This window comes from Streptomyces sp. NBC_01268 (assembly GCF_036240795.1).
GTDB lineage: Bacteria > Actinomycetota > Actinomycetes > Streptomycetales > Streptomycetaceae > Streptomyces.
Genome location: NZ_CP108454.1, coordinates 7,542,294 through 7,568,717, shown reverse-complemented (window position 1 = coordinate 7,568,717; position 26,424 = coordinate 7,542,294). Strand labels below are relative to the sequence as shown.

Below are 26,424 nucleotides of genomic sequence, written 5' to 3'. Positions count from 1 at the left end.
CGCACCAGTCCTTGCACGGGATGGTGGCCCGGCACGCGGCGCGCCGCGGTGACGCACCGGCACTGCGCTGTGGCCCGGTCGAGTTGCGCTACACCGAGCTGGACGTCCGGGCCAATCAGCTGGCCCACGTGCTGCGCGCCCGCGGCATCGGAGCCGACGACGTGGTCGCGCTGGCGCTGCCCCGCTCGGCCGAGCTGATCGTGGCGATGCTCGCGGTCGGGAAGGCCGGCGGGGCGTTCCTGCCGGTCGACCTCCACCACCCGGCGGAGCGGATCGCCTTCATGTGCGCGGACAGCGCGCCCCGCGCCCTGCTGACCACCGAGGCGGCGCGCCCCGGGCTGCCGGACACCCCGGGCACCCCCCAGTGGGTGCTGCCGGAGCTGCTCGCCGAGGCGGCGACGGCGCCGGTGACCGCCCCGGATCCGGTGGACCACGTGCTGTCGCTGGAGTACGTGATCTACACGTCCGGTTCGACGGGCAGGCCCAAGGGGGTCGCCGTACCGCACCGGGGGGTGCCGCCGTTCGCCGCCGACCTGGCGGACCGGATGGCGGCGGGCCCCGACTCCGTGGTGTCCCAGCTCGCCTCGCCCAGCTTCGACGCCATGATCATCGAAGTGCTGCTGGCGTTCGGGCCGGGCGGCACCCTGGTCGTCTCGCCCCCCGACACGCTCGCCGGCGAGGAGCTGGCCGCGTTCCTCGCGGAGCACGGGATCACCCACGCGTTCACACCGCCTTCGGTGCTGGCGACCGTCCCGCCCACCGAACTGCCCGCGCTGCGCGCCCTGATGGTCGGCGGCGAGGCCTGCGGGGCCCGCCTGGTGGAGACCTGGGGCCGCGACCGCCGGATGGTCAACGGCTACGGACCCACCGAGACCACGATGGCGATCACCCTGTCGGCCCCGCTCGTCGCCGGCCCGGACGCGCCGCCGATCGGCTCCCGGTCCGGCGACACCCGCCTGTACGTCCTCGACGCCGCGCTGCGCCCGACGCCCCCCGGCGAGATCGGCGAGCTGTACAGCGGCGGCGGAGGCGTGACCCGCGGGTACGTGAACCGCGCCGGACTCACCTCGGAGCGCTACGTCGCCGACCCGTTCGGGGCGCCGGGCAGCCGGATGTACCGCACGGGCGACCTGGTCCGGCAGCTGCCGGACGGTCAGCTCGCCTACTGCGGCCGGGCCGACGACCAGGTCAAGATCCGCGGCCTGCGGATCGAGCCGGGCGAGATCGAGGCGGTCCTCGCCGGCCACCCGGCGGTCGGGCAGGCCCGCGTCCTGGTGCACGAGGACCAGCTGGGCGAGAAGCGGCTCGCCGCCTACGTGGTCGCCGCGCGGGCCCCCGAGTCCGACGACGGCAACGCCGAACGGCACGTCGACGAGTGGCAGCAGATCTACGAGACGTTCTACGACGGGTCGGACCGCGCCGCCTTCGGCGCCGACTTCTCCGGCTGGAACTCCACCTACACCGGTACGGGCATTCCCGTCGAGGAGATGGCCCGCTGGCGGGAGGCGGTCGTCGACCGCGTCCGCGGCTTCGCGCCCCGCCGCGTCCTGGAGGTCGGCGTCGGATCCGGGCTCATCCTGACGCCGCTGGTCGGCCAGGTCGACGAGTACTGGGGCACCGACTACTCGGCGTCCGCGATCGAGGGGCTGCGCGACCGGCTCGCCGGCGAACCGGGCACCGCCGCGAAGGTCACCCTGCGCGTCCAGGCCGCCGACGTCACCACCGGCCTGCCCCGCGCCCACTTCGACACCATCGTCATCAACTCGGTCGTGCAGTACTTCCCCCACGAGCGCTACCTGCGGGACGTCCTGGCCAAGCTGCTCGACCTGCTCCGGCCGGGCGGCCGGCTGCTCGTCGGCGACGTGCGGTGCCTGCCGCTCGTGGACACCATGTGGACGGGCGTCCGGCTCGGGCAGCTCGACCACGACCCCGGCCCCGAGGTGCTGCGCCGCGAGATCGAACAGGCGGTGGTCCTGGAGAAGGAGCTCCTGATCCACCCGGGGCTCTTCTGCACCGTCGGCGCCGGCGCGGTCGACGTACGGCTCAAGCGCGGCGCCGACCTCAACGAGCTCACCCGGCACCGCTACGACGTGGTGCTGCACAAGGACGGCGCCGCCGCGCAGGACCTGTCGGCGGTCCCGGCGCTCCGCTGGGGCCTCGACGTGCGGGGTCCCGAGGAGTTGACCGCCCGCCTCTCCGACGGCTCCGCGCTGCGGCTCACCGGGGTGCGCAACGCCCGGGTCGCCGGTGAGGTCGCCGCCCTGCGGGCGGTCCGCGCGGGCGCACCGGTGGAAGCAGCGCGCGCCGCGCTGGAGGGACCGGACGACCGGATCGACCCGGAGTCCTGGCACGGGCTGGCCGAGGCGCACGGGCGCACCGCCGTCGTCACCTGGTCCGCGGACGGACCGGACCTCGTCGACGTCCTCTTCCCGGCCGCCGGCCGCCCCGAGGGCGCGGACGGGTCCGGGGCGTCCTACGGCTCCGAGGTGCTGGACGGCGTGTACCTGCACCGCTCCAGCTCCTCCACGGACGTCACCGGCCCCGCCCCCTTCACCAACGACCCGATCGCCACCCGCCGTCGGGGCCTCCTCGTCGCGGCCCTGCGCGACTGGGGCAAGGAGCGGCTCCCCTCCTCCCTGGTGCCGTCCGCGTTCACGGTGCTCGACGCGCTGCCGCTGACCGCGAGCGGGAAGCTGGACCGGCGGGCGCTGCCCGAACCCGACTTCCGGGGCGGTGTGTCCGGCCGGGCACCCCGTGACGCGCGGGAGCGGCTGCTCTGCGAGCTCGCCGCCGAACTGCTCGACCGGCCCTGGATCAGCATCGACGACGACTTCTTCGAGCTCGGCGGCCACTCGCTGCTCGCCGCCCGCCTGCTCAACCGGATCCGTGCCGCGTTCGGCGTCCGGCTCGGGCTGGACGCGCTCTTCGCCGCGCCCACCGTCGCGGGTCTCGCGGCCGCCGTCGCCGGGACCGCCGGTCTCGAGGCGCCGGCCCTGGTCGCGGCCCCGCGCCCGGACCGCGTGCCGCTGTCCTGGGCCCAGCAGCGCCTGTGGTTCGTCAACCGGATGGACCCGCTGGGCTGGACGTACAACCTCCCCGTGGTGTTGCGTCTGACCGGCCCGGTGGACCACGCCGCGCTGGTCGCCTCGGTAGAGGACCTGATGGCGCGGCACGAGTCGCTGCGCACCGTCTTCGACGAGCAGGACGGGCAGCCGTACCAGCGGATCCTGCCCGCGGGACCGGCCGACGGCCTGGTGCGGGTGCTCGACGTGGCCGGGCCCGACCTGGACGAGGCCGTGCGCGACGCGTGCCGGGAGCCCTTCGACATCACCGCCGACGTCCCGGTGCGGGTGCGGCTGCTGCGCACCGCGCCGGACCGGCACGTGCTGGTCCTGGTGCTGCACCACATCGCCGGCGACGGGTGGTCGATGCGGCCGCTGGCCCGGGACCTGGCCACCGCGTACGCCGCCCGGGCCGCCGGGGCGGCACCGGACTGGCAGCCGCTGCCGGTGCAGTACGCCGACTACGCGCTGTGGCAGCGCTCCCTGCTGACCTCGGCGTACCAGGAGCAGATGACCGGCTTCTGGCGCGAGCACCTGACCGGTCTCCCGGAGGAGCTAGCGCTCCCCTACGACCGGCCCCGCCCGAGCGGCGCCGACCACGCGGGCGAGCTGCTCCCGCTGAGCATCCCCGCGTCGCTGCACGCCTCGCTCCAGGCCCTGGCCCAGCAGAGCCGGACCACGCTCTTCATGGTGCTGCACGCCGCCCTGGCCACGCTCTTCACCCGGCTCGGCGCGGGCACCGACATCCCGATCGGGACGGTGGTCGCCGGGCGCGGCGACGACAAGCTGGACGATCTGGTCGGCTTCTTCGTCAACAACCTGGTGCTGCGCACCGACACGTCGGGCGATCCGACCTTCCGCGAGCTCCTGGAGCGGACCAGGACCGAGGACGTGGCCGCCCTCAGCCACCAGGAGCTGCCCTTCGACCGGCTCGTCGAGGCGCTCAACCCGGTCCGCGCGCTCGGCCGCCACCCGCTGTTCCAGACCACTCTGGTCCTGCAGAACAACGCGGACGCCGAGTTCGGCCTCTCGGGCCTGGACGTCGAGGTCGTGCGGTCGACGCCGTCCGCCGCCCAGCTCGACCTCTTCGTCAACCTGACCGACGCCTACCGGCGGGACGGTGCCGCCGACGGCATCGTCGGCGAGATCGTCTACCGCACCGGACTCTTCGACGCGGCCACGGTGCGGGTGCTGGCCGACCGGTTCCTCCGGGTCCTCGGGGCCGTCGCCTCCGATCCCGACCAGCGCCTCGGGCGGCTCGACGTCCTGGACGACGCCGAGCGCGACACCCTCCTGCGGACCTGGAACGACACGGCACGGGCGCTGCCCGCCGCGTCGATACCGGGCCTGTTCGCCGAGCGCGCCGCGACGGACCCCGACGCGGTGGCGGTCACCGGCCCCGTCGTCCTGACCTACGCCGAACTGGACCGGCGCGCCAACCACCTGGCGCACCGGCTGGTGGCGGCCGGGGCGGTCGCGGACCGGCCGGTGGCCCTGCTGCAGCCGCGTTCGGCCGATCTGGTCGTGTCCATGCTCGCGGCGCTCAAGGCCGGTGCCTCGTACCTGCCGCTGCCGTCGACCGCTCCCCCGGGCCGGCTGCGCCGGATGGCCGAACGGGCCGGTGCCGCGCTGCTCGTCACGGACCGGCCTGACGACGTGCCGCACGACCTCGTGGACCTGACCGTGCTGACGCCGGGGGACGGCGAGGCGGCCGGGCCGCCCGGCCCGGAGCCGCATCCGGACCAGGCCGCGTACGTGATGTTCACGAGTGGCTCGACCGGCGTTCCCAAGGCCGTCGTCCTGACGCACCGCAACGCGGCCGGGTTCGTCCGCGACCGGCTCTGGCGGGCCGGTGGCACGGTGCTGATGCACTCCGCGACCGGTTTCGACGCGTCGGTGCACGAGATCTGGACCCCGCTGCTGACCGGCGGCACGGTCGTGGTGGCGCCCGAGGGGATCCTCGACGACACCGCCCTGGCCCGCGCGGTGTCCGCGTCGGGGGTGGACCGGGTCTGGCTCACCTCCGGTCTGTTCGCGGCGCTCGCCGAGGACCCGGACTGCTTCGCGGGGGTCCGGGAGGTCCTGACCGGTGGCGACGTGGTGCCGCCCGCGGCCGTCGCCCGCCTGCTGGAGCGCCATCCCGGCCTGACGGTCCGGGCCTTGTACGGGCCGACCGAGACGACCACCTGCTCGTCACGGTTCTCGATGTCGGGCGCGGAGTCCGTGCCGGGCCGGGTGCCGATCGGCGCGCCGATGGACAACACCCGGCTGTACGTGCTCGACGCGCGGCTCCAGCCGGTGCCGGCCGGGGTGCCGGGCGAGCTCTACATCGCCGGTTCGGGGGTGTCGCGCGGGTACGCGGGGCAGCCCGACCTGACGTCGGAACGGTTCGTCGCCGATCCCTGGGGGCCGCGTGGCGGCCGGATGTACCGCACGGGTGACATCACCCGGTGGCGGGCCGACGGCACCCTGGACTTCGTCGGGCGGGCCGACGCCCAGGTGAAGATCCGCGGCTTCCGGGTCGAGCCGGCCGAGGTGGAGTCCGCGCTCACCGCCCTCGCGGAGGTCGGGCAGGCCTTCGTCACCGCCCACGAGGACCGCGGCGGTGAGCGCCGGCTCGTCGCCTACCTGGTGCCCGACGGCGCGGGGCCTGACCTCGCCCGCGTCCGGGACCAGGTGGCCGCTGCTCTGCCGGACTACATGGTGCCCAGCGCCTTCGTCGTCCTCGACCGGCTGCCGCTCACCGGCAACGGCAAGGTCGACCGGCGGGCGCTGCCGGAGCCCGAGTTCGAGACCGGCTCCGGATACACGGCGCCGCGCACCCCCACCGAGGAGATCCTCGTCGAGCTCATGGGCGAGCTGCTCGGCAGATCCCTGGTCGGCGCGCACGACAACTTCTTCGACCTCGGCGGCCACTCGCTGCTCGCCACCCGTCTGGTCAACCGGATCCGCACGCACCTCGGAGCGGACCTGGGCGTCGCGGACCTGTTCGAGGCCCCGACGGCGGCAGCCCTCGGCGCGCGGATCGGCTCCGGCGAGGAGGCGCACCGGACCCGCGGCGCCCTGGTGCCGGCCGCGCGGCCCTCGCCGCTGCCGCTGTCCTACGCCCAGGAACGGCTGTGGTTCCTGTCCCGGTGGAACGGTCTCGGCTGGCCGCTGGTGCTGCGCCTGGACGGGGCCCTGGACGTCGAGGGGCTGCGGGCCGCGGTGGGCGACCTGCTGGACCGGCACGAGACGCTGCGCACCCGTTTCCCCGAGGTGGACGGGGCGCCGAGCCAGCAGATCCTGAAGGAGGCCGACCCGGACGAGGTGCTGCGGGTGGAGCCGGTGGAGCCGGCCGACCTGGAGCGCGCCGTGGCGGCCGCCGCCGGACACCGCTTCGACCTCACCACGGACCTGCCGCTGCGGCTGCACCTGTTCCGTACCGGACCCGAGCGGCACACGCTGCTGCTGCTCATGCACCACATCGCGGGCGACGGCTGGTCCCAGGCCCCGCTGGCCCACGACCTCGCCCAGGCGTACGCCGCCCGGGTCCGTGGCGACGTGCCGGTCCCGCGTCCGCTGCCGGTGCAGTACGCCGACTACACCCTGTGGCAGCGGGAGCTGCTCGAAGGTCCGGCCGGGGACCGCCTCTCGGCGTACTGGTCCGAGCGGCTGGCCGGGCTGCCGCAGGAGCTGGCCCTGCCCTACGACCGGCCCCGGCCCGACTCCTCGGACCTGCGGGGCGCACTGCTGCCGGTGACCCTGCCCGCGTCGCTGCACGCCGGCCTGCTCGACCTGGCGAGGAGCACCCACACCACGCTGTTCATGGTGCTGCACGCGGCGCTCGCGGCGCTGTACACCCGGCTCGGCGCGGGCACCGACATCCCCCTCGGCACGGCGGTGGCCGGACGCAGCGACGACAGCCTCGACCAGTTGATCGGCTGCTTCGTCAACAGCCTGGTCCTGCGGACCGACACCTCCGGAGACCCCGGCTTCCGTGAACTGCTGGGCCGGGTGCGGGAGCTGGACCTGGCGGCCTACGCCCACCAGGAGCTGCCGTTCGACCGGATCGTCAACGAGCTGAACCCGGCCCGCACGCTGAGCCGGCACCCCCTGTTCCAGACCATGCTGGTGCTGCAGAACAACGCCGAGTCCGCGTTCGCGCTGCCGGGCGTGGACGTGTCTCCGGCGCCGGCCGGGGAGGCGCTCGACGCGATCCGGGTCGGTCCGGTGGACTTCGACCTGAGCCTGAGCTTCGTCGAGCACCACGGCGCAGGCCGGGTGCCCGAGGGCATCACCGGGGACGTGCGCTACCGCACCGACCTGTTCGACCGGGAGACCGTGGCCGCTCTGACGGACCGGCTGATACGGGTGCTGAGCGCGGCCGTCGCCGATCCGGACCTGCCGATCGGGCGGATCGACCTGCTCTCCGACGCCGAACGGCGGGCCGCGCTCTCGGGCGGGCCCGACACGGCGCGGCCGGTCGTCGACGAGGACCTGGCCGTCCTCTTCGCCCGGCAGGCCGCGCAGACCCCGGACGCGGTCGCCGCGGTCGAGGGCGACCGGTCGGTCAGCTACCGGGACCTCGACCGGCGCGCCAATCACCTGGCGCACGCGCTGGTGGCGGCGGGCTGCGGGCCCGACGATCCGGTGGCGGTGCGTCAGCCGCGCGGCATCGACTACCTCGTGACCGTGCTCGCGGTCGTCAAGGCCGGCGGCGGCTACCTGCCGCTGCCCCGCTCCGCGCCGCCGGCCCGGCAGCAGCTGATGGTCGACCACATGCGGGCCCGCCTGCTGGTCACCGACGACCCCACCGGGCTGACCGGGGTCACGGTCGTCACGCCGTCGCCCGGCACCGAGGAGCACGGCCCCGCGACGACCGCGCACCCGGACCGTACGGCGTACACGATGTTCACCAGCGGCTCCACCGGCGCGCCCAAGGCGGTCAGCGTCTCGCACCGCGGCGTCGCCGAGTTCGTCGCCGACCGGGCCTGGGCGGGGCTGCGGCGGGCGGACACGCTGATGCACTCGCCGACGTCCTTCGACCCGTCCACGTACGAGATCTGGCTGGCGCTGCTGACCGGCGGCCGGGTGGTGATCGCGCCCGAGGGCGATCTGGACACCGACGTGCTGGCCCGCACCATCGTCGAGGGCGGGGCCACCACCGCGGTCTTCACCTCCGCGCTGTTCAACCTGATGGTGGCCGAGGCCCGGCCGGCGCTGGCCGCGCTGGACCTCGTCTGGACGGCCGGTGACGTGGTGTCGCCCGCCTCGGTGGCGGAGCTGCTCGCCGAGGCGCCGCACACCTCGGTCGCGGCCGCCTGGGGCACCACGGAGACCACGGTCATCTCCTCCTGGTACCCGATCGCCACGGCCCCGTCCCGTACGGTGCCGATCGGCCGGGCGATGGACAACACCGGGCTGTACCTGCTCGACGAGCGGCTGCGGCCGGTGCCCCCGGGGGTGCCGGGTGAGGTGTACGTGACCGGGACCGGCCTGGCCCGGGGCTACGCGTACCAGCCGGACGTGACCTCCGCCCGGTTCGTGGCCGACCCGTACGGCCCGGCCGGCGGGCGCATGTACCGCACCGGCGACCTCGCCCGGTACCGGCCCGACGGGGTGCTGGAGTTCGAGGGCCGGGTCGACGCGCAGCTGAAGGTCCGCGGGTTCCGGATCGAGCCGGCCGAGGTCGAGGCGGCCCTGACCGGCCACCCGGAGGTGGCCCACGCGACGGTCACCGGAGACGGGGAGCGGCTGGTCGGCTATCTCGTCCCGGCCGACGTGGACGTGGCGGCCGTGCGGGCGCACGCCGCCCGGACCCTGCCGGACCACATGGTGCCGAGCGTGTTCGTCACGCTGGACGGGCTGCCGCTGACCGGCAACGGGAAGGTCGACCGGAAGGCGCTGCCCGTGCCCGACCCGGGCGCGTCCGACACGCCCTACCTGGCGCCCCGGGACGAGCGGGAGGCCGCGCTGTGCGCCATGTTCGCCGAGGTCCTGAAGACCTCGCGGGTCGGTGTGCACGACAACTTCTTCGACCTCGGCGGGCATTCGCTGCTCGCCACCCGCCTGCTCAACCGGGTGCGCACCCGGTTCGACGCGAGCCTGAGCGTGGCCGCGCTGTTCGAGTCCCCGACGGTCGCCGCGCTCGCCGCACACCTCGGACGGGCGGCGCACCGCAGCCGGCCGAAGCTCCGCCGGCGCTCCGGTGGAGAGGGCGCCTGATGCCCGATGAGCGACCCCAGACCCGCGCGGCGCCGACCGTGCCGCGCCCGCAGGCCGGGCACCACACCGGTCCGGCCCCGTGGAACTTCCCGATGACCGTCGAAATGGAGTGGGAGAGCCCGATGTCAAGCATCAGCACCCCGGAGACCGCAGCCGATCTCGCCGCCGTCGCCACCCTGCTGGAGATGGCCGACCGCTTGGGGATCGTCCCCCTGCTGGAGCGCGGTGACCCGGTCACCGCCGCCGAGCTGGCCGTGGCCGCGGACGTGCCCGAGGAGGGCATGGCCGGATTCCTGGCCACCCTGGTCGCCGCGGCGCTGCTCGTGCCGACCGGTGTCAAGGAGTTCCGGGTCGCGGACGACTTCGCCGACCGGATCCACCAGTCCGGCTACCTCACCTGGTCGTTGCGGGCCAACCAGCCGTACGTGCAGCATCCCGCCGAGTTCCTCCGCGACCCGGCCGCCGCGGCGGCGCAGTACAGCCGCGACGGGCGCGAGGTCGCGGTCAGTTCCCGGTGGATCGGCAGCCAGGGCTTCTACCCGGCCGCCACCGAGGTGATCCTGGGGGCGCGCCCGAAGCGGATCGTCGACCTCGGCGCCGGTGCCGCCGGTCTGCTGATCGACCTGCTCGGCCGGCTCCCGGAGAGCACCGGGGTGGCCCTGGACATGAGCGCGGGCGCGTGCCGGGAGGCGTCCCGCGCGGCGCTGGCGGCGGGGGTCGGCGAGCGTCTGACGGTGGTGGAGCGTCCGATCCAGTCGATCGCCGACGACCCGGGGCCGGTGGCGGGCGCCGATGTCATCCACGCCGGGTTCGTCTTCCACGACATCGTGCAGGAGGGCGACGTCTTCGACCGCGTGCTGCGCCAGTGCCGGGAGGCGCTGCGCCCGGGAGGCATCATGGCGATCACCGACGCCGTGCCGTACGCGTCGGCGGAGCGCGAGCGCCGGTTCAGCGCGCTCTTCACCTACCTGCACGCCGGGTTCATGAACGTGACGCTGCCTCCGGAGGAGGACTGGCTGGCCCGCTTCCGGCAGGCCGGTTTCGAGCAGGCCGAGTGCGTGCCGCACCGGTTCCCCGGCGGCCGGCTCTTCATCGCGACCAAGTGAGCCGAACGGGCTCAGGGGGCAGGGCGGCCGTCCGGCGGTCCTGACCCGCACCAGGGCGCCCTCGGGGTCCGGCCTTCACCGGCCGGAGCCCGAGGGCGCCTTCACGTGTCCGAGGAGCCGCCCGCCGCCCGCGGGGGCGCCTACGCGGGGGCGTCCCCCGCGGGCTCCTTGGGCGCCCAGAACATCATCAGGAACTCGACCGGGACGACGGCCTTCTCCTCGTCGTCGGGGCGGTTGAACTCCTCCATCAGCGCGGACAGGCGGGACCTGAACTCGGTGGCCCGCTCCGGCGTGAGCCGGCGGTCGAGTGCCACGACCATCGGGCCGAGCGGATCGGGCTGCTCGGCGGCCTCGGGATCGGCCTCGGGATCGGGCTCGGGCTGGAAGCGCCCGCTGATGATGTCCCGTACGAGCCGGTCGCGGAAGTCGTTCAGGGTGGCCGCGAACGCGTCGGCGAGTTCGCCCGCGTTGCCCGGCGCGGCCAGCAGGTCGCGGCTCAGCCGCAGGGCGAACTGCGCCACCTGGTACTGGCTCTCCTGGATCCCGGAGACCATCCGGGTCTGCGCCACCTTGATCAGGCCCGCCGCCTCCAGCACCTTGATGTGCCGGTAGAGCCGGGTGGGCGGCTGGTCGAGCAGCCGGGCGATGTCCTTCACCCGGTGCGCGGCGCGTACGTCGCTCATCATCGTGCGCAGGATCGCCAGCCTCAGCGGGTCGGACAGGGCCTTCAGCGTCTCCACGTCGTCCACTTCGCGGACGACCGCCACCGCGTCGGCGTCTTCAGCCATGAACCCATCTCCGTTTCCTCGTAGCGAACCATTCACGACCATGCTACCTTTCACGCATGAGTGAACGCTTACATCAGAGTGATAGCGCGACTCTTCCCCCGCCGACACCCCTGCGCCGTAACCGACGCTTCCAGATTCTCTGGATCGGGGCGGCCGCGGCCAACCTCGGCCTCGAGACCGTGGAGGTCGCCTATCCCCTCCTGATCATGTCCCTGACCGGGTCACCGGCGCTGGCCGGCCTGTTCGGCTTCGTCCAGATCGGCACCGCCCTCCTGGTCGGACTGCCGGCCGGCGTGGTCGTCGACCGGTGGGACCGGCGCCGCATCCTGCTGATCTCCGAGGCGGTCCGGGCGCTCACCCTCGCGTTCATCGTCCTCGGTCTGCTGGCCGGTCAGGCGGACTTCGGGCTCCTGATGCTCGCCGCGGTCGTCCTGGGCACCGGTACGGCCTTCGGCGCACCGGCCCGGATGCTGCTGATCCGCGCCGTGGTGCCGGACCATCAGCTGACGGCGGCGCTCAGCCAGGACGAGGCCCGCAGCGGAGCCGCCGCCCTGGCGGGACCGCCCCTGGGCGGCGCGCTCTACCTGGTCTCCCGCACCTTCCCGTTCGTCGCCGCGATCGCCGGCTTCGTGATCTCGTTCGTCTGCGCCCTGGTGGTCCGGGTACCGACGACGGACCGGCCCGACGAACCGGCGGCCACCGCACCGGCGCCCGACGGGAAGAAGAGCGCGCTCGGCCCGCTGACCACCGCCTTCTCCGGCCTGGTCGAACTGCTCGGCGACCGGCTGCTGCGGTCCGCGCTTCTGCTGGTCAGCATCTTCTACTTCAGCGTCACCGCCGCGATCCTCATGGTGATGGTGACCCTGCAGGAGCAGGACCACTCCCCCGGCACCATCGGCCTGGCGCTGTCCGGCACGGCCGTCGGCATGCTCGTCGGATCGGCGCTGGTGCCACGGCTCCACCGGGTGCTCGGCCCCGGCGCGTTGCTGCTCTGCGCGTCCACGCTCACCACCGTCGCGGTGGCCCTGCTGGCGCTCCCGCTCGGACCCGTCTGGGTCTTCGCGATGCTGACCCTGGCCGCGCTCGGGCTGCCCGCGCTGAAGATCCTCGTCGACATCATGATCTTCCGGCAGACACCGGACCACCGGCGCGGCCGTGCCATCGCCGCGACCATCACGCTCATCGGTGCCGGATCCCCGCTCGGCTCCCTGGTCGGCGGTCTGGCCCTGCAGTTCCTCGGCGTCACCGGCGCCATCGTGCTCATCGCCGGCGTCCAGGCCCTCATCACCGTGGCCGGGCTCGCGAACCGGCACGTCAGATCCGCTCGCTGGCCCGCATGAGAACCCGCCTCCTCACGAAAGCGACCTCAGCCATGCTCAAGCAGCCCGTCTTCATCGTCGGCCACCCCCGTTCCGGCACCAGTCTGGTCCGCAGCCTGATCGAACGCAGCGAGCACGTCTGGAGCATCGGCCGCGAAGGCAAGCCGATCTGGGAGCGCGGCGACCTGCACCCCAGCCGGCGCGGCTGGCACTCCAACGCCCTGGACGCCTCCGACGCGACCCCCGAGGTGGCGGCCCGGCTGAGCGCGGACCTGCTCGCCGCCGCGCGCCGGCCCGGCGCCGAGTGGACCGTCGACGACAAGCTGGACTACCTCGACTTCATCAGCGCGCAGGGCCCCCAGCCGTACTACTACGACGTGCCGCTCAAGGCCCTCAAGGAGCGCTTCCCCGGCGACCTGCCCGAGGGCCCGCCCACCACGCGGGACGGCGGCGAACTCGACGAGATCACCCCGTTCTGCTTCCCGCCGCGCGGCCCGCGCCCCACCGGGGCCGAACTCGCCGACGGCATACGGCTGGTGGAGAAGAGCATCCAGTCCTGCTTCCGGATCCCCTTCCTCCAGGCCCTCTACCCGGACGCCAAGTACGTCTTCGTCGTCCGCGATCCGCGCACCAGCATCGGCTCCCTGATGGACGCCTGGCTCAACCCGCGGATGTTCTTCTCCTACCCGGTGCCGGAGCCGCTGCGCATCAAGGGCTACTCCGACGTGTTCCCGTGGGGCGAGCAGTGGTGGAACCTGAGCCTGCCGCCCGGCTGGCGCGACTGGGTGGACCTGACGCTGGCCGAGGTCTGCGCCCGCAACTGGCTGGCCCACAACCGGGCCGTCCTGGACGCCGCCAAGGCCCTCGCCCCCACCGGCAACGCCGTGCTCGTGCGCTACGAGGACGTCCAGGCCGACCCGGTGGCCACGATGGAGGCCGTGGCCGAGGCGGCGGACCTGCCCTTCGCCGAGGCCTGGGGCCGCCGCGACCTCCCCGTGGTGATGACCCAGACCCGGCCCGACCCGGACAAGTGGCGCCGCCACGAGAACGAGATCCGCCAGGTCCTGCCGATCGTCCGCGAGCTCGCCGAAGAGGCCGGCTATGACCGCGACTGAACCGCCCGTCCCTCGCCCGGCGTCGGACCCCCGTCGTACGATCGCGGCCATGAGGGCGATACGGGTCAGCCGGCCGGGCGGACCCGAGGCGCTGGAGCTCGTCGACCTGCCCCGCCCGTCGCCGGGCCCGGGCGAGGCGCTGGTGCGGATCGCCGCCGCGGGCGTCAACTACATCGACGTCTACCTCCGCTCCGGCCTCTACCCGCACGAACTGCCCTTCGTCCCGGGACAGGAGGGCGCCGGCACCGTCGTCGAGCTCGGGCCCGGGGTGCGCGAGGTCGCCGTCGGCGACGAGGTCGCCTGGGCGAACCTGCCGGGCGCGTACGCCGAGTACGCGCTGCTGAGCGCCGACCGGCTGGTGCCCGTGCCGGCCGGACTGGCCGCCGAACAGGCCGCGGCCGCCCTGCTCCAGGGCATGACCGCGCACTACCTCTGCCACGACACGTATCCGGTCGAGCCCGGCGACACCGTCGTCGTGCACGCCGCGGCGGGCGGCGTCGGCATGCTGCTGACCCAGCTCGTGCGGCTGCGCGGCGGCACGGTGATCGGCACGGCGTCGACCGAGGCGAAGGCGGAGGCGGCGCGTACCGCGGGGGCGGCCGAGGTCGTCGACTACCGGCCGGGCGCGCTCCTCGCGGCGGTGCGGCGGCACTCCGGAGGTCTCGGGGCCGCCGCGGTCTTCGACGGCATCGGCGGTCCGACCTTCGACGAGAGCCTGGCGGCGCTGCGCCCGAGGGGAGTTCTGGCGGTCTACGGCCAGTCCGGTGGCCCGGTCCCCCCGTTCGACCTGCAGCGCCTCAACGCCGCGGGATCCGCGTACGTCACGCGTCCGAACCTCGCCCACCACATCGGGGACCGCGCGGAGCTGCTGCGCCGGGGAACGGCCGTGCTGCGCCTGGTCCGCGACGGGAACCTGCGGGTCCGGATCGGCCGACGCCTGGACCTGTCCGACGCGGCGTCGGCCCACGCGGCCCTCGAAGCCCGCGGGACGATCGCCAAGACCGTGCTGACCTGCACCTGAGCGCTGAGGTCCGACCGCTGCCCGCCGGGGCTGCCTCCCGCCGGGGCGGGAGGCAGCCGGGGAGAGGGGAGGCGACCGGCCCACCGGGGCGCCGGTCGCCTCCCGTCGCCGCTACCTGGCGAAGCCGTAGTCCAGCAGCTTCTTCACGTCGGCCGCGCGGTTCGTCTCGTTCGGCGAACCGAGCACCGCGCCGATGACGGTCTTGGTGCCGCGGGTGGCGGCGAAGACGAGGCAGTACTTGGCCTGCGGCCCGGAGCCGGTCTTCACGCCGATGGCGCCGCTGTACGTGCTCAGCAGCTTGTTCGTGTTGGTCCACGCCATGTTCCGGTAGCCACCGCTCCTGGTGGTGACCTTCTGCGTCGTGGACTTCGTCTTCACGATGGTGCGGAACGTGGAGTTCTTCATCGCACTGCTCGCGATCTTCGTCAGGTCGCGCGGGGTCGAGTAGTTCGACCCGTTGCTGATCCCGTCGAAGGAGTCGAAGTGCGTGTTCCGCAGGCCCATCTTGCGGGCCTCGTCGTTCATCTTGCCGATGAACGACTTCACGCGGGCGGCCCGGGTGGTGCCGGTGCCGAACTTGTCGGCCAGAGCGTAGGCGGCGTCGCAGCCCGACGGCAGCATCAGGCCGTAGAGGAGCTGACGGACCGTCACCTTGTCGCCGACGATGAGCCGGGCCGAGGAGGCGTTCTTGGCGACGATGTAGTCGCTGTACGCCTTGTCGATCGTGACCTTGGTGTCGAGGTTCAGGCCGCGCTGGGCCAGCACCACCTTCGCGGTCATGATCTTCGTGGTGGAGCCGGTCGACCGGCGGGTGTCCGCGGCCTTGCCGAACAGCGCCGTCCCCGTCCCGTTGTTCATCACGAAGCCGCCGGCGGCGGTGATGGACGGGGCGGGCGGCGTCGCGGCCTGAGCCTGGCCGACGAAGAGGCCGCCGGCCAGGACGGCGGAGGTCGTGACCGCGACGGTCACGGCACGGCGCACGCCCAGAGTGGTGGATATCAAAATGTTCTGCCCTTGCTAGGAGTCGTCGTCACGCGGGTCCGCGCGGACCTCGCGCACACAAGATGCACGAGCGGCTCCCAGGGATGCACGACCGGGGACGTGACCTAGCTCGCATTTCGCGGGCGGCTCGACGGGCGTGCCCGCGGCCGAGGGACCGTCAGGCCCGGCTCAGCGGCCGGGAACCTCGCGGACCGGGTGCTTGCTGAGGATCGAGACCCGGTTGAAGGCGTTGATGGTGACGGCCACCCAGAGCACGCCGGACAGCTCGTCGTCGGTGAAGACCTCACGGGCCTGCGCGTAGGCGCGCTCCTGGGCGAGGGCGTCGGACGGGTGGGTGGTGGCCTCGGCCAGGGCGAGGGCCGCGCGCTCGCGGGCGGTGAAGAGTTCGGTGTCCCGCCAGGCGGCGAGCACACCGAGGCGCCGCGTGGACTCCCCGGCGCGCAGCGCGGCCCGGGTGTGCACGTCGAGGCAGGAGGCGCAGCCGTTCAACTGGGACACGCGCAGGTTGACCAGTTCGACCAGGATCCGGTCGAGGCCCGCGTCGGCGGCCGTCGCGCGGACGGCGTCCGCGGTGCCCACCAAGGCCCGGTACGCGGCGGGGCTCTGCTTGTCGAGGTGGATCCGGCCGCTCGCCCGGTGGGCGGCCGCCGTGGTCCGTGGCGTCTCGGTCACCCTGTGCTCCTTCGCGTGTTGTCGTAGGTTGCCGTCGGGACTATGATCACTCACGATTGTTGAAAATCCAACTACATGGTGGAGAGAGGGCCGGAGAAATGGATCATACGGAGGTCGAGGTCCTCACCGCCCGCGATGTCCCCCTGGGCGGACCGCGGGCGATGACCGTACGGCGGACCCTGCCCCAGCGGGCCCGGACGCTCATCGGCGCCTGGTGCTTCGCCGACCACTACGGACCCGACCTGGTCGCCGAGTCCGGCGGCATGGACGTGGCCCCGCACCCTCACACCGGCCTGCAGACGGTCAGCTGGCTCTTCACCGGCGAGATCGAGCACCGCGACAGCCTCGGCACCCGCGCCTTCGTACGGCCCGGCGAGATCAACCTCATGACCGGCGGTCACGGCATCGCCCACACCGAGGTCTCCACCCCCTCCACCACCGTCCTGCACGGCGTCCAGCTCTGGGTGGCCCTGCCCGACGCGCATCGGCACGCGCCGCGCGACTTCCAGCACCACGCGCCGAAGCCGTTCCGCGTCGACGGTGCCGAGGTCCGGGTCTTCCTCGGCACCCTGGCCGGCGACACCTCACCCGTCAGCACCTTCACGCCGCTCCTCGGGGCCGAGCTCCTGCTCGACGCCGGAGCCACCGTCACCCTGGACGTGGACCCGGACTTCGAGCACGGTCTGCTCGTCGACGAGGGCGACGTCCGCTTCGACGGCACGCCGCTCCGCCCGGCGGAACTCGGCTACGCCGCCCCCGGACGCACCTCGGTCACCCTGACCAACGACTCGGGCCGCCCGGCCCGGACGGTCCTGCTCGGCGGCCCGCCGTTCGAGGAGGAGATCGTGATGTGGTGGAACTTCATCGGCCGCAGCCACCAGGACGTCGTGACGGCGCGGGAGGAGTGGGAACGGGCCTCCGACCGCTTCGGCGAGGTCGACGGCTACCCCGGCGACCGCCTCCCGGCGCCCGCCCTGCCGAACGCCGTGATCAGCCCCCGCAAGAACCCGCGGACCCCGCGGAACGCACCCCGTTCCTGACCCTGCGCGCCGACCCGCGCGCGGACGCACCACACCCACCCCCACCCCGGAAGGACCCGAGCCCCCCATGAGCGAGCAGAGCACTCCCGCCGCCACCCCCGTCGTCCGTCGCGTCGACGCCCGCCACCGTTACGAGATCCTCGTCGACGAGAAGCGCGCGGGTCTCACCGCGTACCGCGACCGCGACGACCGCCGGGTGTTCTTCCACACCGAGATCGACGACGCCTACGCGGGCCAGGGCCTCGCCTCGGTCCTCGTCGAGAACGCCCTGAACGACGTCCGCGCGGCCGGGCTGCGGATCGTCCCCGTCTGCCCGTACGTGGCCAAGTTCCTCAAGAAGCACGAGGAGTTCGCCGACATCACCGACCCCGTGACCCCCGAGGTCCTCTCGTGGCTGGACACGCAGCTCGGGCGCTGACGCGGGCGCGGGACCCTCAGCCGTGCTGCGGCAGCAGCGGCGCCGGGTCCCCGTCGCGCCATCCCGGCGGCAGCGCGGCCAGCGCGTCCGCCACGGCGGCGCCCTGGAGGAACGCGGCGCCGTGACCGGCCACGATCCGGGCCTCGCCACCCTCCCAGGCGACCGGGACCAGCCGGGTGGACCCCGGGGCGGTCCGCGCCCCGCCCCGCACCGGCAGGCACGGGAGGGGAGCCGCGGGCCGCCCCGCCAGACCGGCGATCAGCGGGCCGAGCAGCGTGCGGGCGGCGACCAGGGCCGCGTACGGGTTGCCGGGAAGCCCCACCACCAGGCGCCCGGTGGGCAGTTCGGCCAGCAGCATCGGGTGGCCCGGGCGGCAGGCGACCGTGTCGACGACCATGCGGGCTCCGGCGTCGGCGAGCAGGCGCCGGAGCTGGTCGGTGTCGCCGACGGAGGTCGAGCCGGTGACCACGACGACCTCGGCGTCCCGTCGCGCGTGCACGGCCGAGGCGAGGCCGCCCTCGGGCCGGTCGGGGACGTGTCGGGTGGCCACGGTCTCGCCGCCGAGTTCGGCCACCAGGGCGGGCAGCAGCGGGCCCAGCGCGTCCCGCACCCGGCCCGGCCCCGGGACCCCCGTGAGGTCCAGTTCGTCGCCGCTCACCAGCAGGGCGACGCGGGCCCGCGGGCGGACGGACAGGGTGTCGTGACCGCAGCCCGCCGCGATCCCGATGAGCGCCGGGCCGACCCGCGTTCCGGCCGGGGCGAGGCACGCGCCGGCCGCCGCGTCCTCGCCCGTCCGCCGGATGTGCCGGCCGGCCTCCTGCACGGGTCCGCGCACCCGGCCGTCACCGTCGCGCCCCGCCAGCTCCTTCGGCAGCACCGCGTCCGCCCCGCACGGCACGGGGGCTCCGGTGGAGATCTCCACGGCGTCGCCCGCTCCCAGTTCGCCCGGCCACGCGGCCCCGGCCCGAGCGACCCCCCGGATCGTCCACGGCCCCCGGCCGGACACGGCGAAGCCGTCCATGGCCGCCGTGTCGAAGGCCGGGACGGGCAGCGGCGTACGCAGGTCGTCGGCGAGCGTCGACCCGGCCGCCTCCCGGAGCGGGACGGGGACGCTCCGCAGCGGGCGCCGCGCCGCGCCGTGCGCCAGCATTCTGGCCTCGGCCCAGGCCACCGCCCGTGGTGCGGGGGGAGGCGGGAGTACGGGCGCGGCGGGGGCGGCCGGCGGCGAGGGGAGCACGTGCGGGAGGGGCGGCATGGCGCCCAGTGTCCGAGCCGGGTGTTTCCGGCGGCGGCCGGACGGATTTCCCGGACGCGCCGTCCGCCTCACCGCCCGCGCCCCGCGCCGGTGAGGGCGCCCTCGCCGCCCGTCGCGACCGGGCCCTGTCCGTTCCTCCAAGCCCGCTCTCATTCGCGATGGAGACTCGTACGGGTTTCTTGCAGATGCGAGGCCGAGCGCCCTACGGTGTCGAAGATGAAGCCGTGAAGATCCTCCAGGACACCGGCTTCCGGAAGCCGTGACCCACCAGAGCGCACATCGGGATCCATCGATGAAACGAGCAGGCCTCCGTACGTCCGGCGCCCGTCCGCCCCTCCTGCTGGCGCTGCCCGCGCTGGCGGCCGTGGCGTTCCTGGGACTGCCTCTCCTCGGCATCCTCGTACGGACCGAGTGGAGCGAACTCGCCACCCACCTCACCTCGCCCGGCACCGTCGAGGCCCTGCGGCTGTCCCTTCTCGTCTCCTTCTACGCCCTCGGACTGTCCCTCCTCCTCGGGGTGCCCCTGGCCTGGCTGCTGGCCCGCGTGCCCTTCCGCGGCAAGGCGTTCGTGCGCTCGCTCGTGCTGCTGCCGATGGTGCTGCCGCCGACCGTCGGCGGTGTGGCGCTGCTGCTGGCGTTCGGGCGGCGCGGGCTCCTCGGGCCCTGGCTGGAGTCGACCTTCGGGATCACGCTGCCGTTCCACACCTCCGGCGCCGTCCTCGCGGCCACGTTCGTCGCCATGCCCTTCCTGGTGATCAGCCTGGAGGGCGCGCTGGGCGGGCTGCGGCCGCGGTACGAGGAGACGGCGGCCTCGCTGGGTGCGTCACCGGTGCGGGTCTTCTTCACCGTCACGCTGCCGATGGTGGCGCCCGGGGTCGTCGCGGGCGCGGCGCTGACCTGGGCGCGGGCGCTCGGCGAGTTCGGCGCGACCATCACCTTCGCCGGGAACCTGCCCGGCACCACCCAGACCCTGCCCCTCCAGGTCTATCTCCTGCTCCAGGACGCGCCCGAGGCCGCGACCTCGGTCTCGCTGCTGCTCCTCGCCATCGCCATGGGGGTGCTGATCGCCCTGCGGGGGCGCTGGACGGGCACCCCGACGGACCGGGCCCGCCGCGAGCCGCCCGCGCCCGACACGGACGCCGCCCCGGCCCCGGCCCAGGCCGCCGCCCCGGCGGTCGACGGCACGCCGCCCGCCGTCTCGCCGTCCGGCGAACGCTGGCCGCTGCACGCCGAGGTCAGCGGCTTCACGCGGCTCACCCTCGACGCCGAACCCGGCACCACGATCGCCGTCGTGGGTCCGAACGGAGCGGGCAAGACCACGCTGCTGCGGGCCCTGCTGGGGCTGACTCCGCGCGCCCACGCGGAGCTCACCCTCGGCGGCGCCGACGTCACCTCCCTGCCGCCGCACCGGCGGCGGGTCGCCTGGGTCCCGCAGGACGGCGCGCTCTTCCCGCACCTGACCGCGCTCGCCAACACCGCGTACGGCCTCCGCGCCCAGGGCGTACCGCGGGCGGAGGCCCGGCGCGAGGCGCAGGCCTGGCTCGACCGCCTCGGTGTCGGGCACCTGGCTCAGCGCCGCCCCGCCCAGCTCTCCGGCGGGCAGGCCCAGCGCGTCGCCCTGGCCCGCGCGCTGGCCGCCCGCCCCCGGCTCCTCGTCCTCGACGAGCCGCTCGCCGCACTCGACCAGACCACCCGGGCCCATGTGCGACACACGCTGCGCAGCCACCTCGCCGGGTTCGGCGGCGTCTGCCTGATCGTCACGCACGACCCGGTCGAGGCGGTGTCCCTCGCCGACCGCGTCCTCGTCCTGGAGGACGGGCGCGCCCTCCAGGACGCCGCACCGGCCGAGGTCACCCGCCACCCCCGTTCCCCCTGGGTCGCCCGCATGCTCGGCCGCAACGCCTGGCCGGGCACGGCCACCGCCGAGGGACTCGCGCTCGACGGCGGCGGCACCCTGGTCGCGGCCGAGCCGCCGCCCGCCGGCAGCCCCGCCCTCGCCATCGTCGCGCCGGAGGCGGTGTCCCTGCACCGGGAGAGGCCGGCCGGCAGCCCCCGTAACGTCTGGCCCGGGACCGTCCGCGAGATCACCGCGAGCGGGAGCAGGCTGCGGGTCCTCATCACCTCGGACGCGGCGCCCGACCTCGTCGCGGAGATCACCCCGCAGGCCGCCGCCGAACTCGGCCTCGCCGACGGGGTGGCCGTCTGGTCCAGCGTCAAGGCGACGGAGACGACCGTCGTCGTCCTCTGACCGCCCACTCCCACCCCCACCCCCGCCGGTGTCCCCGTACCCCGGCGGCAGGCGCCGGTTCAGTCGGCCCGGAGCCAGGCCGCCGTGTCCGGCGGCAGGGTGCCGTCCGGGGTGAGCGGGCCGCTGGTGAGGAGGAGTTCGGTGTGGGGCGGGAGGGGGGCGGGGGTGTGCGTGAGGTTGACGACACAGGTCAGGCCCTGGGTGCGGGTGAAGGCGAGGACGCCGTCGGCGGCCGGGAGCCAGGTGAGGGGGCCGTCGCCGAAGCCGGGCACGGTGCGGCGCAGGGCGAGGGCGGTGCGGTAGAGGGTGAGCATGGAGTCGGGGTCGGCGTTCTGCCGGTCGACGGCGTAGCGGGCCCAGTCGGCGGGCTGCGGCAGCCACGGCTCCCCCGGGCCGGCGCCGAAGCCGTACGCGGGGGCCTCGGCCTCCCAGGGGAGGGGCACCCGGCAGCCGTCGCGGCCGGGGTCGGTGCCGCCGGAGCGGAAGTGCATCGGGTCCTGGACGCGGTCCGGGGGGATGTCGGCCTCGGGCAGGCCCAGTTCCTCGCCCTGGTAGAGGTAGACGGAGCCGGGCAGGGCGAGGGTGAGGAGGGCGGCGGCGCGGGCGCGCCGGGTACCGAGCTCCAGGTCGCTGGGGGTGCCGAAGCGCTTGGTGGCGAAGTCGAAGGCGGTGTCGGCGCGGCCGTAGCGGGTGGCGGTGCGCGTGACGTCGTGGTTGCAGAGCACCCAGGTGGCGGGGGCGTGGACGGGGGCGTGTTCGGCGAGGGTGTCGTCGATGGTGCGGCGGAGCCGTCCGGGTTCCCAGGGGCAGGCGAGGAAGTTGAAGTTGAAGGCGGTGTGGAGCTCGTCGGGGCGGAGGTAGCGGGCGAAGCGTTCGGCGTCGGGGAGCCAGACCTCGCCGACGAAGACGCCGCCGTAGATGTCGGCGATGGCGCGCCAGGAGCGGTAGACGTCGTGGATCTCGTCCTGGTCGATGTACGGGTGGGGGTCGACGCCCTCGACGAAGTCGCGGAGTCCGGGGTCCTTGGCGAGGAGGGCGGCGGAGTCGATGCGGACGCCTGCGACGCCGCGTTCGAACCAGAAGCGGAGGACGTCCTCGTGTTCGCGGCGCACGTCGGGGTGCGCCCAGTTGAGGTCGGGCTGTTCGGGGGTGAAGAGGTGCAGGTACCACTCGCCGTCGGGGACGCGGGTCCAGGTGTTGCCGGAGAACTGGGAGGGCCAGTCGTTGGGCGGGAGTTCGCCGTCGGTGCCGCGGCCGGGGCGGAAGTGGAAGCGGGCGCGCTCGGGGCTGCCGGGCCCGGCGGCGAGGGCGGCCCGGAACCAGGCGTGCCGGTCGGACACGTGGTTGGGGACGATGTCGACGATGACCCGCAGGCCGAGTGCGGCGGCCTCGGCGATGAGCTTCTCGGCCTCGTCGAGGGTGCCGAAGGCGGGGTCGATGGCGCGGTAGTCGGCGACGTCGTAGCCGCCGTCGACCATCGGGGAGGCGTACCAGGGGGTGAACCAGACGGCGTCGACGCCGAGTTCGGCGAGGTGGGGCAGTCGCGCCCGGACGCCCGCGAGGTCCCCGGTGCCGTCGCCGTCGCCGTCGGCGAAGCTGCGCGGGTAGACCTGGTAGATGACGGCGTCGCGCCACCAGTCGGTGGTGCGGGACGGGTTGGGGGCTGCCACGTGAGGGTCCTTTCGGGCAGGGGTGCGCGGCGGAGGTGAGGGGTGGGGGCGGCGGGGCGGTCAGCCCTTGAGGCCGCCGGCGGTGAGGCCGCTCATGATGTTCCGCTGGAAGACCAGGAAGACGATGAGCGTCGGCAGCGAGGCGATGGTGAGGGCGGCGATGAGGACGTTGACCGGGACCCCGTTGGAGAGGGAGTAGATGCCCACGTTGAGCGTCTGCTTGGTGGGGTCGGGGAGCGTCAGCATCGGCCAGAGGAAGTCCTTCCAGACGCCGACGACCGCGAAGATCGACACGACGCCGAGGATCGGCCGGGAGATCGGCAGGACGATCGACCACAGGATCCGCAGAGGGCCCGCGCCGTCGATGGAGGCGGCGTGCAGGAGTTCCTTGGGGATGGAGTCGAAGAAGCGCTTCAGCAGGAAGATGTTGAAGGCGTTGGTGACGGACGGGAGCCAGATCGCCCAGGGGCTGTCGAGCAGGTTGCGTTCCACGATCGGCACGTCGAGGACCGTGAGGTACTGGGGCACGACGAGGACGGTCGCCGGGATCATCAGGGTGGCGAGCATCATGCCGAGGACGGCCTTGCCGAGGACGGGGCGCAGCTTGGAGAGCGAGTAGGCGGCGGCAACGTCCAGGACGAGCTGGAAGGCGAGCGCGCCGAAGGCGTAGTAGAGGGTGTTGAGGAGGAGGGTGGCGAGGTCCATGACCTCCCAGGCCCGGGTGTAGTTCTCCGGCGTGAAGGAGCCGGGGACGAGGGTGGGCGGGGTCTGGACGACCTCCTGGGCGTCCTTGAAGCCGCTCGACGCCAGCCAGTAGAGGGGGCCGAGGAAGACCAGGGTGGAGCCGAGGAGGACGAGGCCGAGGACGATCCGGTAGGCGGCCTTGCCGCCGGGCCGGGCGAGCCGCGCCGGTGCGATGAGCGTGCGTGTGGACATGTGTGTCTCCCCGGTCCTACTCGTCCTCGGCGCGGCTGAGCTTGACGTACGCCGCCGAGAACCCGGCGAGGAGTACGAGCAGCATGAGGCCGAGGGCGGCGGCGGCGCCGTAGTCGTTGAAGCTGAAGGCGTACTGGTAGATGAGGTACACGACGGTGGTGGTGGATCCTTCGGGTCCGGCGCCGCCGGTGAGCAGGAACGGCTCGACGAAGACCTGCATGGTCGCGATGACCTGCATGAGCAGCATCAGCGAGAGGACGAGCCGGGTCTGCGGGACGGTGACGTGCCAGATCTTGCGGAGCAGGCCGGCGCCGTCGAGTTCGGCGGCCTCGTACAGCTCGCCGGGGATGGACTGGAGGGCGGCGAGGTAGATGAGGGTCGCGCCGCCCATGTTCATCCAGGTCGAGGCGATGACGACGGCGAGCATGGAGATGTCCGGGTCCTGGAGCCACTGCTGTTCGGGCAGGCCGAGGAAGCCGAGGAGTTCGTTGAGGAGCCCGTAGCCGGGGTCGTACAGGTACTTGAAGAGGAGGACCGAGGCGACCGGGGGCAGCATGACCGGCAGGTAGACGAGGAGCCGGAGGTAGCTCTGGGCGTGCCGGAACTCGTTGATGACCAGGGCGGCGACGAAGGGGACGGCGAAGCCGAGGACCAGGGCGAGGACGGTGAACAGGAGGGTGTTGCCCCAGGCCTGCCAGAAGGCGGGGTCGTCGGCGACCGTGCGGAAGTTGTCGAGGCCGACCCAGGTGGTGCGGCCGCTCTCGGTCTTCTGGAAGGCGAGCAGGAACTCGCGGACCATCGGGTACCAGGAGAAGACCGCGAAGCAGAGGACGGCACCGATGAGGAAGCCGTGGGCGGTCAGGTTGCGCCGCAGGGCTTTGGCGAGGTGTCCGGTGGCCCGGCGGGGGGCGGGTTCGCCGGGAGGCGCGGGGCGGGGGCGGGCTCCCGCCTCGCTCGGGATCGTGCTGAGGGCCGGCATCGTCGCTCCTTGGTGCTGGGTGCCGCTGCGGAGGGTGCTGACGGGCGGGGCGGACCCGGCGGGTCCGCCGCCGCCCGGGCGGGTCACTGGTGGGACAGGACCTGGTTGACCTGGGTCTCGGCGGTGGCGAGCAGCTTGTCGATGTCGGCGTCCTTGTTGGTGAGGAGCGCGGACATCACGTTGTCCAGGACCTTGTAGACCTCCTGGGCCTTCGGCGGCTCGGCCTTGCCGGCGACCGGGTTGTCCATGAAGGACTTGAAGTTGGCGACCGGCATGGTCGCGTTCCGGACGCGGTTGGCGTCGTCCTCGGCCTTGGAGCCGTTCAGCCAGAAGTTGGGCTGTGGGACGCCGACCGGGAGGCCGTCGGTCTTGGCGCGGGCCCAGTCGAACTGGCCCTTGCCGACGGTGAGGTTCTTGAAGTTGAGCCAGGCGACGGCGGCCTTGATCTTGTCGCCGGAGATGCCCTTCTTGACCATGTAGTTGTTGCCGCCGGCGAGCGTGTTCCGGCCGCCGGGGATCGGGCCCATGCCGAAGTTCCCGTACGTCGCGCCGAGCTGCTGGACCATGTACGCGATGTCGTCGGGGGCGGCGAGGAACATGCCCAGCTTGTCGGTGGCGATCTGCTTCTGGAGGTCGCCCCACTTGAGCAGCTGGGTCTTGCCCATGCTGTCGTCCTCCCAGCGCATGGCGTGGAGGTTCCTGGCGACCTTCCGGCCGAGCTCGTCGTTGAAGGCGGCCTTCTTGCCGCTCGCGTCGACGACGTCGCCGCCGAGGCTGTACATCTGGGCGGTGAAGTGCCAGCCGCCGGTGTTGCCGGCGCTGTACTCGCCGAAGCCCGCGATGCCGTCGCCGAGGCCCGCGATCTTCTTGGCGGCGGCCCGGACCTCGTCCCAGGTGCGCGGCGGGTTGTCGGGGTCGAGGCCGGCGTCCTTGAACAGCTTGCGGTTGACGAGCAGGCCCATCGTGTAGTTGCTGGTGGGCAGGCCGTACAGCTTGCCGTCGTGCTTGAGGGAGCCGAGGACGTCGGTGTCGATGTCCTTGAGGGCCGGAACGGACGCCGGGTTGACGTAGGCGGTGATGTCGGCGGCGCCGTCCTCGGAGAGCACCTGGGGCAGGTCGGTGAAGTACGTGTAGAAGACGTCCGGCTGCGACTTGGCCTTGAGCATCGCCGTGAAGCGCGGGGGTTCGAGGCACTGGCCGGGGGTGGAGCGGCCCTCGATGGTGACGTTCGGGTACGTCTTGTTGAACTCGGCGACGTCCGCCTTCCATTCCTTGAGCTCGGCGGCCTTGGCGGCCGGCGGCATGCAGTCGATGGTGAGCGTGACCTTGGTCTTGGGGTCGAGCGGCTTCGAGGGGTCCGAGGGCGCGCCGGCTCCGGCGTCGCCGTCGTCGCTGCTGCTGCTGCTCGTGCCGCAGGCGGCGAGCGCGGTCAGCGCGAGGGCGGAGACGAGGGCGACCGCGGCGGGTCTGCGGGTACGGCGGAGCCGGGCACTTCTCATGGGTGGTCCCCTTCGGGCCTGGACGTGGAGGTCACCCCAACTCGGGTGCGTGGGTGGGGTGCGCCACACTCAACCACCGACGACAAG

The 26,424-nt window shown here is 73.7% G+C and carries 16 protein-coding genes; 8 read left to right on the top strand and 8 right to left on the bottom strand.

The features are described 5' to 3' along the window. Positions 1-20: 20 nt before the first annotated feature. Positions 21-9,269 (top strand): non-ribosomal peptide synthetase, encoded by a 9,249-nt coding sequence (locus OG309_RS33955; RefSeq protein WP_329428689.1) that lies wholly within the window; start codon positions 21-23, stop codon positions 9,267-9,269. Beyond that, a complete protein-coding gene (locus OG309_RS33950) occupies positions 9,269-10,375 on the top strand; it encodes a class I SAM-dependent methyltransferase (RefSeq protein ID WP_329426834.1) in 1,107 nt (368 codons plus the stop codon). The genes OG309_RS33955 and OG309_RS33950 overlap by 1 nt, the downstream gene beginning before the upstream one ends. A gap of 140 nt (positions 10,376-10,515) precedes the next feature. On the opposite strand, the gene OG309_RS33945 is transcribed toward OG309_RS33950, so the two are convergent. Further along, the gene (locus tag OG309_RS33945) at positions 10,516-11,163 is read right to left on the bottom strand and encodes a helix-turn-helix domain-containing protein (protein WP_329426832.1); all 648 of its coding nucleotides are present in this window, start codon (positions 11,161-11,163) and stop codon (positions 10,516-10,518) included. A gap of 56 nt (positions 11,164-11,219) precedes the next feature. On the opposite strand from OG309_RS33945, the gene OG309_RS33940 reads away from it, so the two are divergent. Genes OG309_RS33940 through OG309_RS33930 form a run of 3 tightly spaced genes read left to right on the top strand, consistent with a single transcriptional unit; the run spans position 11,220 to position 14,618 of the window. After that, a complete protein-coding gene (locus OG309_RS33940) occupies positions 11,220-12,503 on the top strand; it encodes an MFS transporter (RefSeq protein ID WP_329426830.1) in 1,284 nt (427 codons plus the stop codon). Between the two features lie 32 nt (positions 12,504-12,535). Next, complete coding sequence (locus OG309_RS33935; RefSeq protein WP_329426828.1) at positions 12,536-13,597, top strand: sulfotransferase family protein; 1,062 nt, start codon at positions 12,536-12,538, stop codon at positions 13,595-13,597. Between the two features lie 49 nt (positions 13,598-13,646). Further along, the gene (locus OG309_RS33930; protein WP_329426826.1) at positions 13,647-14,618 is read left to right on the top strand and encodes a quinone oxidoreductase family protein; all 972 of its coding nucleotides are present in this window, start codon (positions 13,647-13,649) and stop codon (positions 14,616-14,618) included. Positions 14,619-14,729: 111 nt separating this feature from the next. Here OG309_RS33930 and OG309_RS33925 read toward each other — a convergent pair whose 3' ends face one another. Further along, entirely contained in the window at positions 14,730-15,599 is an 870-nt protein-coding gene (locus tag OG309_RS33925) for a D-alanyl-D-alanine carboxypeptidase family protein (RefSeq protein WP_329426824.1), read from the bottom strand. 189 nt (positions 15,600-15,788) lie between these two features. After that, entirely contained in the window at positions 15,789-16,292 is a 504-nt protein-coding gene (locus OG309_RS33920; RefSeq protein ID WP_329426822.1) for a carboxymuconolactone decarboxylase family protein, read from the bottom strand. Positions 16,293-16,390: 98 nt separating this feature from the next. Here OG309_RS33920 and OG309_RS33915 point away from each other — a divergent pair, with 98 nt between their 5' ends. Both OG309_RS33915 and OG309_RS33910 read left to right on the top strand, forming a co-directional pair. After that, positions 16,391-17,332 carry a pirin family protein gene (locus OG309_RS33915; protein ID WP_329426819.1) on the top strand — a complete coding sequence of 314 codons (942 nt, stop codon included), beginning with the start codon at positions 16,391-16,393 and terminating at the stop codon, positions 17,330-17,332. Between the two features lie 67 nt (positions 17,333-17,399). Beyond that, positions 17,400-17,750, top strand: a complete 351-nt coding sequence (locus OG309_RS33910) for a GNAT family N-acetyltransferase (protein WP_329426817.1) — start codon at positions 17,400-17,402, stop codon at positions 17,748-17,750. Positions 17,751-17,766: 16 nt separating this feature from the next. On the opposite strand, the gene OG309_RS33905 is transcribed toward OG309_RS33910, so the two are convergent. Then, complete coding sequence (locus tag OG309_RS33905; protein WP_329426816.1) at positions 17,767-19,005, bottom strand: molybdopterin molybdotransferase MoeA; 1,239 nt, start codon at positions 19,003-19,005, stop codon at positions 17,767-17,769. 292 nt (positions 19,006-19,297) lie between these two features. Here OG309_RS33905 and OG309_RS33900 point away from each other — a divergent pair, with 292 nt between their 5' ends. Then, entirely contained in the window at positions 19,298-21,253 is a 1,956-nt protein-coding gene (locus OG309_RS33900; RefSeq protein WP_329426814.1) for an ABC transporter permease, read from the top strand. Positions 21,254-21,312: 59 nt separating this feature from the next. Here the strand turns inward: OG309_RS33900 and OG309_RS33895 are convergent, their stop codons facing one another. The 4 genes from OG309_RS33895 to OG309_RS33880 all read right to left on the bottom strand — a co-directional run bounded on the left by OG309_RS33895 (position 21,313) and on the right by OG309_RS33880 (position 26,337). Next, positions 21,313-22,923, bottom strand: a complete 1,611-nt coding sequence (locus OG309_RS33895; protein ID WP_329426812.1) for a glycoside hydrolase family 13 protein — start codon at positions 22,921-22,923, stop codon at positions 21,313-21,315. Positions 22,924-22,983: 60 nt separating this feature from the next. Further along, a complete protein-coding gene (locus OG309_RS33890) occupies positions 22,984-23,859 on the bottom strand; it encodes a carbohydrate ABC transporter permease (RefSeq protein WP_329426810.1) in 876 nt (291 codons plus the stop codon). A 16-nt stretch (positions 23,860-23,875) separates the two neighbouring features. Then, positions 23,876-24,838 carry a carbohydrate ABC transporter permease gene (locus tag OG309_RS33885; protein WP_329426807.1) on the bottom strand — a complete coding sequence of 321 codons (963 nt, stop codon included), beginning with the start codon at positions 24,836-24,838 and terminating at the stop codon, positions 23,876-23,878. A gap of 83 nt (positions 24,839-24,921) precedes the next feature. Continuing rightward, complete coding sequence (locus OG309_RS33880; protein WP_329426805.1) at positions 24,922-26,337, bottom strand: extracellular solute-binding protein; 1,416 nt, start codon at positions 26,335-26,337, stop codon at positions 24,922-24,924. Positions 26,338-26,424 lie beyond the last annotated feature (87 nt).